We start from the raw sequence: 15490 nt of genomic DNA on the forward strand, positions 1-15490 counted from the left end.
AAAATAAGTCAAGAGGACAAACTCGCAGCCATTTGCCTCGTCCCCCGGCCACAGTCCCTTTGTTCCCCGGTCACCCGGGTATTTCCTGGCTGTGTGCGCACCCGGAGCAGTGCGGAGGGGCATCCGCCGAATCCTTCGATACTCCCCTCTCCTCGTCGTCCCGTGGGCCGACGTCCGCCGGTCCCCGGGCACTGGCGCTTGTGTTGGGCCAGACCCAAAGTCCTCCTTTCCTTCTGCGATCCTGTGAGAAAGGCCGATCCGGTCTTTCCAGTTACATTATACGGGATTCCTTCCCAGGAGTAAAGGGCAAAGTACCCTGTTCTTTTTTTGAGCCGGAACAGATCTCTGGTCAATATGTCAAACGCCGTGGGACAAGCCCCGGCAGATCAACCGGAGTTTGACGCTTTCACGGCCCCACAGGGGGAAGGCTCCTTTACACTTCCAGTGTACCTGCCCGGTTCATGTTCCGACTCTCCCCTTGCCTTTCCGCCCTTCCCCTGTTATATTATTCCTGAGCAAGAAAACCAGTGATTCTTCACATACTATAAGGAGCACATCATGGATCTATGTGATATCAACCAGATCAAAGCCCTGCTGACCCGCCACGGCTTCCGTTTCTCCAAATCCATGGGGCAGAACTTTCTCATTGAGCCCTGGGTCCCCCGGGACATCGCCGCGTCCTCAGGGGCCGCTCCCGGTAAGGGCGTGCTGGAGATTGGCCCCGGCATCGGTCCCCTGACCACCCAGCTGTCTCTGCTGGCAGATAAGGTCGTCTCGGTGGAGCTGGACCGGTCCCTGCTGCCCATTCTGGCCGAGACGCTGGCCGGACGGGACAACACCGAGATCGTCTCCGGGGACATTTTGAAGACGGACATCCCCGCCTTGGTCCGGGAAAAGTTTGCCGGTCTGGAGCCCATCGCCTGCGCCAACCTGCCCTATAACATCACCACCCCCGCCATCACCGCTCTGATCGAGGCCGGGTGTTTCTCCGCCATCACGGTGATGATCCAGCGGGAGGTGGCCCGCCGCATCTGCGCCGCTCCCGGGACAGCGGACTACGGAGCCTTCTCCCTCTACTGCCAGTACCACACCGTCCCGGAGCTGCTCTTTGACGTGCCTCCCTCCTGCTTCGTCCCCGCCCCAAAGGTGACCTCCTCGGTGGTTCGGATGGTCCCCCGTCCCGCTCCGGCGGAGGTGGACGACCCGTCCCACTTCTTCCTGGTGGTCAGGGCCGCCTTCTCCCAGCGGCGTAAGACTTTGCTGAACGGACTGAACTCTGCCTTCGGCCAGACCCTCTCCAAAGAGGAGCTCTCCCGGATCATCCTGGACTGCGGCCTCCCCGCCGACGTCCGGGGAGAACGGCTGGGCATCCCCGAATTCGCCGCCCTCTCCAAAGCCCTGCGCCGCGCGGGGGCTTGATTTTCCCTCCCCATTGGGACACGGTCCGGAAATTCGGCGGTTTCCGCCGCATGTTCAAAGATGCAATGGAATATATAGCTAAATTGCAATCTCCAATGACATTGACTTTGTCCTCCGCTCCGTGTATTATTATAGAGATTGAAGATAATCCCTCCTGCTCCGCGGGCAGGTCCCGCGGCGGGAAGATCATGTAAGAAAAGAGGTCATACAACTATGGCAGAGATCAATCTGAACAAGTATGGTATCACCGGTACCACCGAGATCGTCTACAATCCCTCTTACGAAATGCTCTTTGATGAGGAGACCAAGCCCGAGCTGGAAGGCTTTGACAAGGGCCAGGTCAGCGAGCTGGGCGCGGTGAACGTGATGACCGGCATCTACACCGGCCGTTCCCCCAAGGACAAGTATATCGTCATGGACGAGAACTCCAAGAACACTGTTTGGTGGACCTCCGACGAGTACAAGAACGACAACCACCCCATGAGCGAGGAGACCTGGGCCACCGTCAAGGACCTGGCCATTCAGGAGCTGTCCAACAAGCGCCTGTTCGTGGTGGACGCCTTCTGCGGCGCCAACAAGGACACCCGCATGGCCATCCGCTTCATCATGGAAGTGGCCTGGCAGGCCCACTTCGTGAAGAACATGTTCATCGTCCCCACCGAGGAGGAGCTGGCCAACTTCGAGCCCAACTTCATCGTCTACACCGCCTCCAAGGCCAAGGTGGACAACTACAAGGAGCTGGGCCTGAACTCCGAGACCTGTGTTGCCTTCAACATCACCTCCCGTGAGCAGGTCATTCTGAACACCTGGTACGGCGGCGAGATGAAGAAGGGCATGTTCTCCATGATGAACTACTACCTGCCCCTGAAGGGCATCGCCTCCATGCACTGCTCCGCCAACACCGACATGAACGGCGAGAACACCGCCATCTTCTTCGGCCTGTCCGGCACCGGCAAGACCACCCTGTCCACCGATCCCAAGCGCCTGCTCATCGGCGACGACGAGCACGGCTGGGACGACGAGGGCGTGTTTAACTTCGAGGGCGGCTGCTACGCCAAGGTCATCAACCTGGACAAGGATTCCGAGCCCGACATCTACAACGCCATCAAGCGCAACGCCCTGTTGGAGAACGTGACCCTGGACGCCGAGGGCAAGATCGACTTCGCCGACAAGAGCGTCACCGAGAATACCCGCGTCTCCTACCCCATCAACCACATCCAGAACATCGTGCGGCCCATCTCCGCCGCCCCCGCCGCTAAGAACGTGATCTTCCTGTCCGCCGACGCCTTCGGCGTGCTGCCCCCCGTCTCCATCCTGACCCCCGAGCAGACCCAGTACTACTTCCTGTCCGGCTTCACCGCCAAGCTGGCCGGCACCGAGCGGGGCATCACCGAGCCCACTCCCACCTTCTCCGCCTGCTTCGGCCAGGCCTTCCTGGAGCTGCACCCCACCAAGTACGCCGAGGAGCTGGTCAAGAAGATGGAGGTCTCCGGCGCCAAGGCCTATCTGGTCAACACCGGCTGGAACGGCACCGGCAAGCGCATCACCATCAAGGATACCCGCGGCATCATCGACGCCATCCTGAACGGCGACATCGGCAAGGCCCCCACCAAGACCATCCCCTACTTCAACCTGGAGGTCCCCACCGAGCTGCCCGGCGTGGATTCCGGCATTCTGGACCCCCGCGACACCTATGCGGACGCCGCTGAGTGGGAGACCAAGGCCAAGGACCTGGCTTCCCGCTTCGTCAAGAACTTCGCCAAGTACACCACCAACGAGGCTGGCAAGGCCCTGGTCAAGGCCGGCCCTGTGGCGGAATAATTTCATCTTGAAAAGGGCGCCGCGTCCGCGGTGCCCTTTTTTGTGAGGTCTTCCATGAAACACAATCAAATGTCGGAATCTCTTCCCGTCGGTCTCCTGCTGGCTCTGGCCGGGGGAATGCTGGACGCGTACAGCTATTTGAACCGGGGTGAGGTCTTCGCCACCGCCGAGACGGGCAACCTCGTCCTCCTGGGCCTCCACCTGGCTCGGGGCCAGTGGAGCGAAGGGCTGCACTACCTCCTCCCCATCCTTTCCTTCACCGCCGGGGTGCTGTTCACCGAGGCCCTGCGCCGGCGTTTGGGTCCCAACGCCGGACGGCTCCACTGGCGGCAGCCCATCCTCATTGCCGAGTGCCTGGTGCTACTCCTGGTGTCTCTGCTGCCCCTGGGCAGCTTCGACCCTCTGGCCAATATGCTGATCTCCTTCACCAGTGCCGTCCAGATCGAGTCCTTCCGGCAATTCCGGGGCTGCGGCTGCGCCACCACCATGTGCACAGGCAACCTGCGCAGCGGTACGGAGCACCTGTTTCGGGCACTGACCCAGCCCGGCAGCCAGTCCGCGCCCAAGGCCGCCCTGTATTACGGGCTGATCCTCTCCTTCGTGACGGGAGCGGTGGCCAGCGGCCTGCTCTCTCCCTTCTTCGGCGGACATACCGTCCTGGCCTCCTGCCTGCCCTTGCTGGCTGCGTTCCTCCTTATGTTCCGGGACACCCTGGGCGGGGAGTAAGGGCCAAGCCCGGCCATGAAAGCGGCCTGACGCGGGCGTCGGTCGCCATATTCCGTAGGACTATGTGGGGGCACGGCAAGCCGTGCCCCTTTTCGCTGGACTTTTTCCCGGTTTTCCGATAAACTGGGGAGGACTTCATTTACCAAGGAGAGCGAATGCCATGGACCCCATGATCCAAACCCTGGCCTGTGAACTGGGCCGCACCGAAGAACAGGTGCAGAACGTTGTCAATCTGATCGACGAGGGGGCTACCATCCCCTTTATCGCCCGGTACCGGAAGGAGCTTCACGGCTCTATGGACGACCAGCTGCTGCGCCAGCTGGCGGACCGGCTGCAATACCTGCGCAATCTGGACCAGCGCAGAACCGAGGTGAAGGCCTCCATCGAAAACCAGGGCAAGCTGACCGCGGAACTGACCGCCGCCATCGATAACGCCGCTACTCTGGCTGAGGTGGAGGACCTGTACCGCCCCTACAAGCAGAAGCGCCGCACCCGGGCCACCATCGCCCGGGAAAAGGGGTTAGCTCCCCTGGCCGACCTGCTCTTTGCCCACAGCGGCCCCGCCGTGATCCCCGAGGAGGCAGCCGCCGGCTTCATCGACCCTGAAAAGGGCGTGGAGACCGTAGAAGATGCCCTCCAGGGCGCCAGCGACATCATCGCCGAGGAGATCTCCGATGACGCCGACATCCGCAAGGAGCTGCGGGAGCTGTACCTGCGCCGTGCGGTATTGGTGTCCAAGGCCGCGGCCAAGGAGCCGGAGGACAGCGTCTACCGGCTCTATTACGACTTCAAGTGCCCGGTGAACCGCCTCCAGGGCTATCAGGTGCTGGCCGTCAACCGGGGCGAGCGGGAGGAGATTTTAAAGGTCAGCGTGGAACTGGACCCGGAGACCGCCCACGTCACTGTCCGCCGGGCGGTGGTGCCTGGGACGGCCGCCATGGCCTTCGTCCGCGCCGCCGCGGATGACGCCTATGACCGGCTCATCCAGCCCTCCATGGAACGGGAGATCCGGAACTATCTCACGGACCAGGCCAACGAGGGTGCCATCCACATGTTCGCTCTGAACCTAAAGCCCCTGCTGATGCAGCCCCCTGTCAAGGGCAAGGTGACCATGGGCCTGGACCCCGGCTACCGCATGGGCTGTAAGGTGGCGGTGGTGGACGGCACCGGCAAGGTGCTGGACACCACGGTGGTCTACCCCACCCACGGGGAGCGGCAGAAGCAGGAGTGCATTGCCAAACTGGCCGCCCTCATCAAAAAGCACGGCGTGGAGCACATCGCCATCGGCAACGGCACCGCCAGCCGGGAGACGGAGCAGATGACCGTGGAGCTGATCAAAAAAGTGGGCGGCGGCGTCTCCTACATGATCGTCAGCGAAGCGGGGGCCTCGGTGTACTCCGCCTCCAAGCTGGCCGCCGAGGAGTTCCCCCAGTTTGACGTGAATCTGAGAAGCGCCGTCTCCATCGCCAGGCGGCTCCAGGACCCCCTGGCCGAGCTGGTGAAGATCGACCCCAAGGCCATTGGTGTGGGCCAGTACCAGCACGATATGCCCCAGGCCCGTCTGGGCGAGACTCTGGACGGTGTGGTGGAGGACTGTGTCAACGCCGTGGGGGTGGACGCCAACACCGCTTCTCCCTCCCTGCTCCAGCGGGTCTCCGGCCTCACAGCGGCCACCGCCAAGAACCTGGTGAAATACCGGGAGGAGAACGGCATCTTCACCACCCGGAAGCAGCTTTTGAAGGTCCCCAAGCTGGGTCCCAAAGCCTTTGAGCAGTGCGCCGGCTTCCTCCGGGTCCCCGAGAGCAAATCCGTGCTGGACAACACCGGGGTCCACCCGGAGAGCTATGCCGCCGCGGAAAAACTGCTGGAGGCCTGCGGATACACGCTGGCCGATGTAAAGGCAGGGAACATCGGAGAACTGAAGACACGCGCGGAAGCCATCGGCTTGGAGAAACTGTCGGAGACCTGCGGCGCGGGCGTGCCTACCCTGGCTGACATTGTCAAGGAGCTGATGAAACCCGGCCGCGACCCCCGGGACGAGCTGCCCGCGCCCATCCTCCGCACCGACGTCATGGAGGCCAAGGATCTGAAACCTGGAATGGAGCTCCAGGGTACCGTTCGCAACGTCACCGACTTCGGTGTGTTTGTGGACATCGGCGTCCACCAGGACGGCCTGGTCCATATCTCCAAGCTGCCTCGGCGGGTACGCCACCCCTCTGAACTTCTCTCCGTGGGGGATGTGGTCACCGTTTGGGTGGTGGAGGTGGATGAGAAGAAAAAACGCATCTCCCTGACCATGAAAAAGCCAGGTGATGGCGGAAGATAAATTTTTGTTTATGGGGTGAGAAGATTTCGCCCTGCGGGGCGAGTTCCTTTTGCAGCGATGCAAAAGGAACCAACGGCCCAGGCCGCAAAATTTGAATGGACTCACACCGCCTTTTTGCTTCGCAGAATTCAGAGGTTTTACGGGGGATCGGCAATACAGCCCGCCTCGGTCACGGCATGACCTGTCCCTGACACTCCTTACCTCCGTGGCCAGCCGGGGCCGCCCGGTGGGGCGTGCCACTGGATCAAGTTTTACACAGCGGGGCGGGGCAGCGCAGTCAGGAACCACGCCGCACAGTTTGGAAACTCAGGCGCTGATATTCAGCGGTTTTCTGTATTCAAGTTTGATCCACCCAGGGCCGAAGGTCCGGAAGGCGGGGCAGCAAAACCAGGGGATGGGCGCCGGACGTGAGGCAGGCTTTTTTGTAGGACGCCCTTTGGGGTCCGGGCCCGCAGGCCCGGAGATTTTTTGGGTACTTTTGTATCTCTACAAAAGTACCTCGCCCGGGGGCGAAACATCCCCCATCTCCCGTCCCGCCTGTAGGCGAAGTGTTCAAGTACGCCAATTTATCCCAGTATTTGGTCCACCCGGAAAAGGCAAGGACAGAGCCCTTGCCCTACATCACATGGGTTTCGGTTCCATGGGCAGCGAAACGAAAATTTACAGTGCTTTTTCCGCATAAGCTACGGTATCACTCTGAATGGAAAGGGGCCTCGCCATGTATCCATTGGCCGTTGTCGACCTCCACTGCGACACCCTCACCGCATTTACTGCCCCCGGGCGGTGTCAAAATACGCTGGATGACCCCTGTGCCTCCCTATCCCTGACCTGTCTGCCCCGGGGAACCCGCTGGTGCCAGTGCTTCGCCATTTTTATTCCCGACGGTCTGTCTCCGGCGGAGTCCGCCGGTTATTACCGCTGCCATCAGCAGAGCTTTATGCGGCAAATGGAGCTTTTTGCCTCCCGGGTCACCCCTTGCCGCACCGCCGCTGACATTGAGGCAGCTTGGGCGCAGGGCAAGACTGCCGCCCTTCTGACGGTGGAAAACGGGGCCGCTCTGGCCGGCGACCTGGACCGGGTCGACGTCCTGGTCCGGGACGGGGTACGGATGATGACCCTGACCTGGAACGGAGAAAACGAGATCGGCTCCGGCATCGCCTCCGACCATGGGCTGACCTCCTTTGGCAAATCCCTGATCCCCTGCATGGAGGCAGCGGGCATTTTGGTGGACGTATCCCATCTCAACGACCGGGGCTTTGATGGCCTGCTGGAGGTAGCCAAGAAACCCTTTGTGGCCTCCCACTCCAACGCGCGCCGGGTGTGCTCCCACAAACGGAACCTCACAGACAACCAAATCCGGGAACTGACCGCCCGGCACTGTCTCATCGGCTTGAACTACTATGTGGAATTTCTCCGGGACGATGGCCGCCCCACACCGGAGGACCTGTTCGCCCATGTGGACCACTTTTTGGCCTTGGGCGCAGAAGACTGTCTGGCCCTGGGCTCCGATTTTGACGGTGCGGACCTCCCTCCCTGGCTGGACAGCCCCGAAAAAGTGGCGGGGCTATACGGCCGCTTTTTGGAGCGCGGGTATGCTCCCGCTCTGTGTGATAAGATCTTTTTCGGCAACGCGCTGGTCTTTTTCCGGGAAAACCTGCATTGACACCGGTTGAAATCCCCTCCCGCGCAGGGTATACTGGAATCAAAATACAAGGAGGGGAATGTGCCCATGGCTTCTCTGGAACATCTGGATTTTCTGGACGAGTATCAGGAGGATAACCGTGTGGAGGCCAAGCGTGCCCAGGGGGGGCTGCCTCACAGCCTCTGGGAGACCTATTCCGCCTTCGCCAATACCCTGGGCGGGGTCATCCTGCTGGGCGTGGCCGAGGCGGAGGACAAATCCCTGTACTCTGTTCCCCTATTCGACCCCCAGGAGTTGGTGAATGAGTTCTGGGATATGGTCAACGATCCCGCCGTGGTCAGTTCCAATATTCTCCAACCTGAGGACGTGCAGATCCTGCGCAGCGGAGGCAACGACATCGTAGCGATTTTTGTGCCCCGGGCCGGCTTTCGGCAGCGGCCGGTCTACCTTGGCCAGGACCCGTACACAGGTACCTACTGCCGGCGCGGCGAGGGGGATTGCCGCTGTCCCCGTCACGAGGTGGAAGCCATGCTCCAGGACCGGGACAACCCCGCTCCGCTGGCCGGAATAGACCGCGGAACCAACCCACATTGATAAAACGGACCCGGACAACAGTCCGGGTCCGTTTTTTAACTCTCCATATGACGTCCCAGGAACCCGGCGATGGACTGGGCCAGCTTGTACTCCACCTCTCCGTTCTGGAGGTTCTCTCCTTCCCCGGCAAAAATAACGCAGCCCAGCACGTCTCCCTCCGACAGGATCGGCGCGGCAGTCGCCAGGGCAAAGCGGGTCTCCCCCTCGCACAGCGGCACGGCCTCCTCTCCCTCCTTGTGCTGATAGATCTGCCGTCCCTCCATCAACTGTTCCAGCTGCCGGGAGATGGGCTTGTCCAAAAGCTCCCGCCGGGGTGCTCCGGCCGCCGCCACACAGCTGTCCCGGTCCGTGATCACCGTTACCCGACCCGTGGTACGGTTCAGCGTCTCACACAGCTGCCCCGCAAAGTCCGTCAGTCCACCCATCAGGGAATATTTTTTGAAGATCACACCGCCTTCTTTATCCGTGTAGATTTCCAGCGGGTCCCCACTATTGACAACATTGACAGTAAAGACCTTGCTCGGTCGGCGGGTGGCCGATTGAACAATTTCTGTGGGAAGATTTGAGATATCTTTACTGTCCTGCGGAAAATTTTCGCTTTCCTCCCATACTCCGGTAGCCAGCAATCCATCCACATCAGGTTTGAGCTGAATGTCGATGTGGTCCTCATAGACCGTAATGCGATCCACAATCAGGGAGATATCCCGTTTGTCCAGCTTTGGCTTTGTCAGAATGTCATCAAACACCTCGATGACCGTTTTGGCGGCCCGGTTGGCTTGCAGGAGGTGATTGCGGGAGTCAATGTTGACATCAATCTGTTGTTCCAGACCGGCGATGCGACGGGTCAGGTCCTTTTCCAACTCCGTGTATGCTTCATCGATGATGGCGGCTTCATCGGGAGCCTTTCCCATGGTGTCAATCAGCTTGCGCTTGTACATGGCCTTGAGCTGTTCCTTGCTTTCGGCCAGTTGACGCTCCAGAGAGTCAATGGCGTTTCCAATCTCCTGCTCCCGTTCCGGCTGCCGCTTGATGGCATCCTGAAGCTGATCCATCATGGAGGCGGAATTGTCCCGGACAACCTGTACATAGCGCTTGAGCAGCTCATCCAGCTTGTCCACGCGGACATGGTGGCTGGTACAGCCTTTACGCCCTCTGCGGTGGTAGGTGCCGCAGGTATAGGCAGGCTTCAAATCAGGGCGTGACATGGAGAACATGGGCGCTCCGCAGTCCCCGCAATACAGGAAACCGGAGTAGTCAGTAGCGTACTTTTTCTCGCCGCGGTAGTTGCTTCTGGAGCGAAGCTTGAGCTGCTCCTGCGTATAGGCAAAGGTGCGGGCATCAATGATCGGGGTATGCGCATTTTCGATGACGATATGCTCCTCCTCGTCCAATCGCTTATCTTTGCCATTGATTTTGGCTCTGGTATACTTTTTTTGCCGCAGTGTCCCAACATAAAAATCGTTGCCGAGAATGCTTGAGACGGAGATAATGGACCATTCTGCTTTGGACTTGAGCTTGGTATGCTGGCCCAGAGCTTCTCTCCATGCAATTTCATTGGCCCGTGGAGTTGGGATTCCCTTATCCGTCAGGTAATTGGCAATCCGCTTATATCCCCAACCGCTGTTGTATAAAGCGAAGATCTCACGGACGATCTCGGCGGCGGGAGGGTCGTTCTCGTAGGTCATCTCCTTGGTGTTGAGCATCCGGTAGCCGTAAGGCACGGCGCAGACCCATTCGCCGTTTTTTTGGCGATGCTGAATGATTGCTTTGATTTTTTTGCTTGTATCCGTGACGGGCATCTCGTTCATCAAAAATTTGAACTGAATGAGCGTCCAGTCATCTTTTGCGGGATAGTCAATGCCGTCATTGATGGCGATAATGCGAACGCCTGCGTCGCGCAGGTTTTCCAGCTCCAGTAATCCCAAACTGTTGCGTCGGGAAAAACGGGAAAAATCCTTGATAATCAGAATTTGTGATTCGCCGGAGAATAACTTGGGCCGCATTTGCTGATAGCCCTCGCGCTGCTCAAATGTATATCCGGAGCGATCACGATCCTCGTACAAGGTGAGTTTTGCTTGGGGAAAATGATTTGCGACATAGTCCGTTATGATGGCCTTTTGGTTTTCGATGGATGTATTGTCGCGATCCTGCTCAATATCCACAGAAATTCGGGTGTATCCAGATATGTTCATATGATTTCTCCAATGTTGATTTTTAAATTCAAATTGAATTATAATAACATTGTAAATCAGAAAGCACGAGAAATCAAGCCAGTATCCATAAACAAAGTTTTCCTGTAGTTGACTCTTTTCCCTAAAATGGGTATACTACAGATAGTATCTTTTTGATTTGTTTCTTTTCTCGCTGCATACAGGCAGCTATGTTTCTGTTGTTTTTATGTGTCTTTGGAGAAGTATGCCGTTTTTCAAAAGCGGCTATGATATGGTTTCGGAGGAGCGTGTCAATTGGCACGCTTTTTTGCACCTTTTTACGGCAGGAGAATAGTCTGGAGAAGTTTGGCAATACTCATCTTGGAGGTTGCCATTGTGATTTATCAAAAGAAGAACCCCTCTCTGAATGCCGTAGAACTATGGGTAACAAAGGGAACAGACGAAAGCGAAGTACAATCTGCACTTCGCAAGTATCAGCAGCAAGGCATATTTGTTTGCATTTTTCGCTCAGGCACAAAAGATTGCGCAGAACTGACCCAGGAGCTTTTAAGAATGAACCTGACATAATATTATAAGCAGCCAAGCTTGATTCCGCTTTATACAACCGAGATGAGATAAGATACCCACCAATGGGCCAAAATGGCTTCACTGGTGGGTTTTATGTTTTCAAACCGCCAGAATGTAGTTGCAGACCGTGACGTCCAGGCGCCAGTGCGACAGATGGAAGACGCTCACAGCCATGAGGGCCAGTCGGTTGTATGCGGTGGGAAGATTGTGTTCTTGGGCAAACTTGCGGTTGCGACCGCGGAGGTAGTAAGTGCCTTCCAACTTCTCAGGATCCCAATTCTTCTTTTTGTTAAATTGCCAGCGGGCTTCCAGTTCTTTGATCAGATTTTCCCGGAACGCCGGATCCTGAATACCATTTAAGTAATAAAGATAGGCCCGCTTGGCCTGGCATGCGCGGAGGTGGTGCAGGTCAATCTTGTTTTTCATCTCTTCACGGGTAAAGAGATACTCATCGTCATCCTTTTCCTCAAAATAGGAACGAATGAAATCAATATCAGATGGAAGAATCCTCTGATACTGAATCTTTCCCCCCTTTCCTTTGACCCAAATGCACAGGTGTCCGGATTCGTCTTTCACCAGATCACCACCGCTGAGCTTCTGGTACTCCCGGCGGCGGAGTCCCACTTTGGCAGCAAAGTCGTACAACCGCGGAGAAGCCTCTCGCTGTGCGTCCTTTCGCTTGCCCACAGCTTTTTCGCCGCGGCTGCGGGTATTTTGGGACACATGCCGTTCGGGCTTTTGGATTGTGCTCATATCAACACTCCAAACCCGGCAGACCGCTGCCAGATAGGTATGGATCGTACTGGCGGAATAACCTTCTTTGATCAGAAAATCAGCATAATCCTGGATGTGCGACTTGCAATCATCAAAGTGCCGGCATTTATATTTTCCTTTGCACCAAAGTCCAAATTTAATGGCATGATTCTTATATTGCCGTTCGCTCCTTTTTGTGATATCAACGGGTTCCGCCGGATTGCCGTTCTCATCTTTTTCCGGAGGTTTCAGATATTTTGACTTATCATATATGTGGGTGGATATTTCATACACTAAGCTTGCCATGTGGTCACTCCTTTCTATTATTAAGATGCCTGTTTGTCATCGGCAAACAGACCCAGCCGTTAGGCACGTTCAATGCGTAACATATTTTTTAGACATCGGAGGGTAAGGCTCACATTAAGATAAACCAAACTATTTCCTTCCGAAGGGGAATATAGAAACCCAGGTATAAGCGGTTGACCAGACCACCTATACCCCATAGCTGGTTATTTTCCGCTGGGCGCGGCAAATAACCAGCTGCAGATACCCGACTTTCAGAGCAGGTTCCAATGTTGGAAGGCGTCCCGGAACACATTATTCCGGGGTCCGAAAGCGGGTATCTGAAGAAAATGCGATACACTATTCTCTTGTCGATATCGCTGGACAAGGCTATCTTACTAACGGAGAAGCATAGCAAACCGGTCGCAAGCGACATAATCCCAACAAGCCTTGTAGGCTTGCGCGGAGGGGGTGGCTGGCCCCCTACGCTGAGCGTTGTATTTACCGTCACAACACACAATAAGGGGGTGTTTCGTCCCATGGTTCATTTCTGTCCGCGGCCAAGCGGATCAGGCGCCAATCTCCGAGGGCGCGAGCGGGTCACGTTAAGCGGCGTGGTGCTGGGGGAGGGGGAAATTGGGACATGATAACAGCTGGTCTCATGTCGTATATATATAAAATCGTCAGGATGCAAAACTGCCTCCTGACGATGGATTTTCTGTATCTCACCCACCAAGGTGGGCACATTGTAATTCTCTTTGATAATCATTGTTCTGATTCCAAATGAATCAGAATTAAACTCTGTGGAAAATAAAAAAGTCGAAGTAACTATGGATAGACATAGTACACCTCGACACAAACAAAAAAGCAAGGAAACTAATCGGCATAACAGACACGATTGATAGAAACAGTGTGTGAAAAATGAAATCACACATAAGAAAGAAACTTTGTAAATCAAGTATACATCAAGATGTTTTAAAATGCAAGAATAATTTTAAATTAATTGGTTTTGAATCAAAAATAAGGATTTTAAAGCGGATATTGTTCCGAAAACGGAATAACACGGATAAAATAGGGAGCCGGATTTCTCCGGCTCCCTAAGTGAGTTCTATGGATTATTCCACATCGGGCGGGAGGACAATGCCCTCCTCTTCCCAAGTGGACAAGGCAAAGTGGTAGGGGTTGCCCTTCTTGTCGTTCTGGCGGTTCAGCTCCGCCAGCAGAGCCTTCACCGTTTCGGGATGGCGCTGGGCGATGAGCACCGCCTCTCGAACTTCCATGTCATCGGCGATGCAGCCGTCGTGATACATCCGTAACTGGTACACGTCCTCCGCCTTGCTGCCGCCGGCTTTCGCCTCGTACAGGGTGACGCCCTCCATACTGCTGACAAACAGATCTGACTTGATCTGTAGCTTCAGGCACTGGTACAGGTTCTTCTCGGTGGAGACCCGCAGGACGTCCTCTTCCGCCGCCTTTTTCTCCGCCAACAGGCGTACCAGCATCTGCTCACGCCCCTCCTCCTTAATGGGCTCGGGAATATTGGTCCGGATCCAGAGGAACAGCGCGGCCACCTTCTCATCGTCCTCGCGCAGACCGTTTTCGCTGCCTTGGTGTCGGGCAGGGCGTCCACCTGATCACTTAGGATATCGATCTGGGCGATGAAGCGGTTCTGGTTGGGGTGGAGCGCCTTCCCCCAGATTTCGTTGTACAACCCATGCTGGATGGCGCGGCCGTTGATTCGGATTTCCGCGCCGCTGGAGGCCATATTCGCCCTATAGAAGAACGCGTTTTTCTTTCCCCGGCGGATGCTGCCGTAGCGGCAGCAGATGGTCACGCTGCCGCCGCCCAAGTCGGTTTCCACCGGGGGCAGCACCGTGCACCCATCCTTCCAGTTGGGCTCCAGAGGCTCGGTGATCCACTCATCATCGGGGACGCCATCCTTGCTGATGGTCGTAAAGATGATGGAGAACACCTCGTCCCGGAGCAGATTGGCGTAAGTGTAGCGCAGGGTTTCCTTCAGGTACGCTGCCGTCTCCGTGAAGGTGGGGGTATCCTTACGCCCGGTGGGTTTCAGGGAGAGGAACTTGTGCATGGGGCAGCGCACACGGACCACCGTACCGGTGCTGCCCACGATGTCCCCGCTGCCCGGGACAAGATACACGGGCATACCGATGCCATAGGGGCTTTCCACTCTCTGGTAGCGGTCGTGAGCGGCGTCCTCCACCGTCCGGGTCTGGATGCTCCAGTGCTGGGTCTCTCCGGCGTCAATGGACGCCAGGGCGTGCTTCAGGCCCATGCCGTGCTCATTCAGAAGGGACTGAGCGCAGGACCGCGCAGCAATGGTCAGGGCGGTGTCCAGATCCCCGATACCGGTGCCGTTGTCGCGGATCATGACATCCACATAGCTGTCGTGATCCTCCAGGGTGAGCTCGATGAGACCCTGGATCTTGTGGGCCAGAAAGTTGGAGATCGGATTGTCGATCAGCTCGCAGAGGGTCTGACCGAAGTCGTGGAAGTTACCGCTGATACCCTCAAAAAGTTCCTTGCCGTCGGGGATGTTACTGCTCTTACGGATGGTGATTTCTGTCATAATGTTTTCCTCCAAAATTTGTTTTTTGAAAACAAAACGCACGGTGCAGGCCATCGTCCTACATCGTGCGGGAGGATCTTACAACATTCCTCTTGCCCCGCCTCGTAAAAAAGGATATACTATCCCTATCGGTGCGGGGAATCCCGTTGTGTAGGTGGTCGCATCACCTGCGCAGGTGGTGGAGTGGTCGCAACACTCCATCACTGCCGTGTTTTTTATTTTCTGATTATATCTTACAATATCTGCACTCAGATATCAATGCACGAATCTCACGAATATCTGAGTGCAGATATGTTAAAACTGACCATATAGACAAAGAAGTCAGAATGACTTATACTGATACCATCAATAGAAGGTGGAGGTGCGTAATGTCTACTGATGAAGCCAAGCGCAGAGCAAAGAAAAAATTCATTGCCGAAAAACTGGAGGGAATCACTTTTCGGGTGCCTGTTGGACAGAAATCCCGCATTCAGGAGCACGCCAAGGCTCAGGGCGAATCCACCAACGCCTTTATCTATCGCGCGGTGAACGAAGCCATTGAGCGGGATGAGAAGAAAGCCAAAACAGAAGAATGATTGAATCAAAAAGGCCTTATACCC

12 protein-coding genes are annotated in these 15490 nt (G+C 56.6%); 8 read left to right on the top strand and 4 right to left on the bottom strand.

What is annotated here, in order from left to right:
* The first annotated feature begins 558 nt into the window (after window positions 1-558).
* From rsmA to I6E42_RS00550, 6 genes are all read left to right on the top strand, one after another.
* The gene (gene rsmA / locus I6E42_RS00525) at window positions 559-1419 is read left to right on the top strand and encodes a 16S rRNA (adenine(1518)-N(6)/adenine(1519)-N(6))-dimethyltransferase RsmA (protein ID WP_235369739.1); all 861 of its coding nucleotides are present in this window, start codon (window positions 559-561) and stop codon (window positions 1417-1419) included.
* A 213-nt stretch (window positions 1420-1632) separates the two neighbouring features.
* The gene (gene pckA / locus I6E42_RS00530) at window positions 1633-3240 is read left to right on the top strand and encodes a phosphoenolpyruvate carboxykinase (ATP) (protein ID WP_235369740.1); all 1608 of its coding nucleotides are present in this window, start codon (window positions 1633-1635) and stop codon (window positions 3238-3240) included.
* A 54-nt stretch (window positions 3241-3294) separates the two neighbouring features.
* The gene (locus I6E42_RS00535; RefSeq protein WP_235369741.1) at window positions 3295-3966 is read left to right on the top strand and encodes a YoaK family protein; all 672 of its coding nucleotides are present in this window, start codon (window positions 3295-3297) and stop codon (window positions 3964-3966) included.
* Window positions 3967-4126: 160 nt separating this feature from the next.
* Window positions 4127-6292 (top strand): Tex family protein, encoded by a 2166-nt coding sequence (locus I6E42_RS00540; RefSeq protein ID WP_235369742.1) that lies wholly within the window; start codon window positions 4127-4129, stop codon window positions 6290-6292.
* Window positions 6293-7010: 718 nt separating this feature from the next.
* Window positions 7011-7955: a dipeptidase gene (locus I6E42_RS00545; protein WP_235369743.1), complete on the top strand. Its 945-nt coding sequence runs from the start codon at window positions 7011-7013 to the stop codon at window positions 7953-7955.
* 66 nt (window positions 7956-8021) lie between these two features.
* Window positions 8022-8528 (top strand): AlbA family DNA-binding domain-containing protein, encoded by a 507-nt coding sequence (locus I6E42_RS00550; protein ID WP_235369744.1) that lies wholly within the window; start codon window positions 8022-8024, stop codon window positions 8526-8528.
* A 35-nt stretch (window positions 8529-8563) separates the two neighbouring features.
* On the opposite strand, the gene I6E42_RS00555 is transcribed toward I6E42_RS00550, so the two are convergent.
* Window positions 8564-10720: a stage V sporulation T C-terminal domain-containing protein gene (locus I6E42_RS00555; protein WP_268841821.1), complete on the bottom strand. Its 2157-nt coding sequence runs from the start codon at window positions 10718-10720 to the stop codon at window positions 8564-8566.
* 273 nt (window positions 10721-10993) lie between these two features.
* On the opposite strand from I6E42_RS00555, the gene I6E42_RS00560 reads away from it, so the two are divergent.
* Complete coding sequence (locus tag I6E42_RS00560) at window positions 10994-11266, top strand: hypothetical protein (protein WP_235369746.1); 273 nt, start codon at window positions 10994-10996, stop codon at window positions 11264-11266.
* Between the two features lie 99 nt (window positions 11267-11365).
* Here the strand turns inward: I6E42_RS00560 and I6E42_RS00565 are convergent, their stop codons facing one another.
* The 3 genes from I6E42_RS00565 to I6E42_RS00575 all read right to left on the bottom strand — a co-directional run bounded on the left by I6E42_RS00565 (window position 11366) and on the right by I6E42_RS00575 (window position 14891).
* Window positions 11366-12325, bottom strand: coding sequence for a hypothetical protein (locus tag I6E42_RS00565; RefSeq protein WP_235369747.1), 960 nt, complete (start codon window positions 12323-12325; stop codon window positions 11366-11368).
* Window positions 12326-13416: 1091 nt separating this feature from the next.
* A complete protein-coding gene (locus I6E42_RS00570; RefSeq protein ID WP_235369748.1) occupies window positions 13417-13803 on the bottom strand; it encodes a hypothetical protein in 387 nt (128 codons plus the stop codon).
* Window positions 13716-14891, bottom strand: a complete 1176-nt coding sequence (locus I6E42_RS00575; protein ID WP_235369749.1) for a hypothetical protein — start codon at window positions 14889-14891, stop codon at window positions 13716-13718. The genes I6E42_RS00570 and I6E42_RS00575 overlap by 88 nt, the downstream gene beginning before the upstream one ends.
* A gap of 368 nt (window positions 14892-15259) precedes the next feature.
* Here I6E42_RS00575 and I6E42_RS00580 point away from each other — a divergent pair, with 368 nt between their 5' ends.
* Window positions 15260-15466, top strand: a complete 207-nt coding sequence (locus tag I6E42_RS00580; protein WP_235369750.1) for a hypothetical protein — start codon at window positions 15260-15262, stop codon at window positions 15464-15466.
* The last annotated feature ends 24 nt before the right edge of the window (window positions 15467-15490 follow it).

Source organism: Pseudoflavonifractor phocaeensis, from assembly GCF_021531815.1.
Lineage (GTDB): Bacteria > Bacillota > Clostridia > Oscillospirales > Oscillospiraceae > Lawsonibacter > Lawsonibacter phocaeensis_A.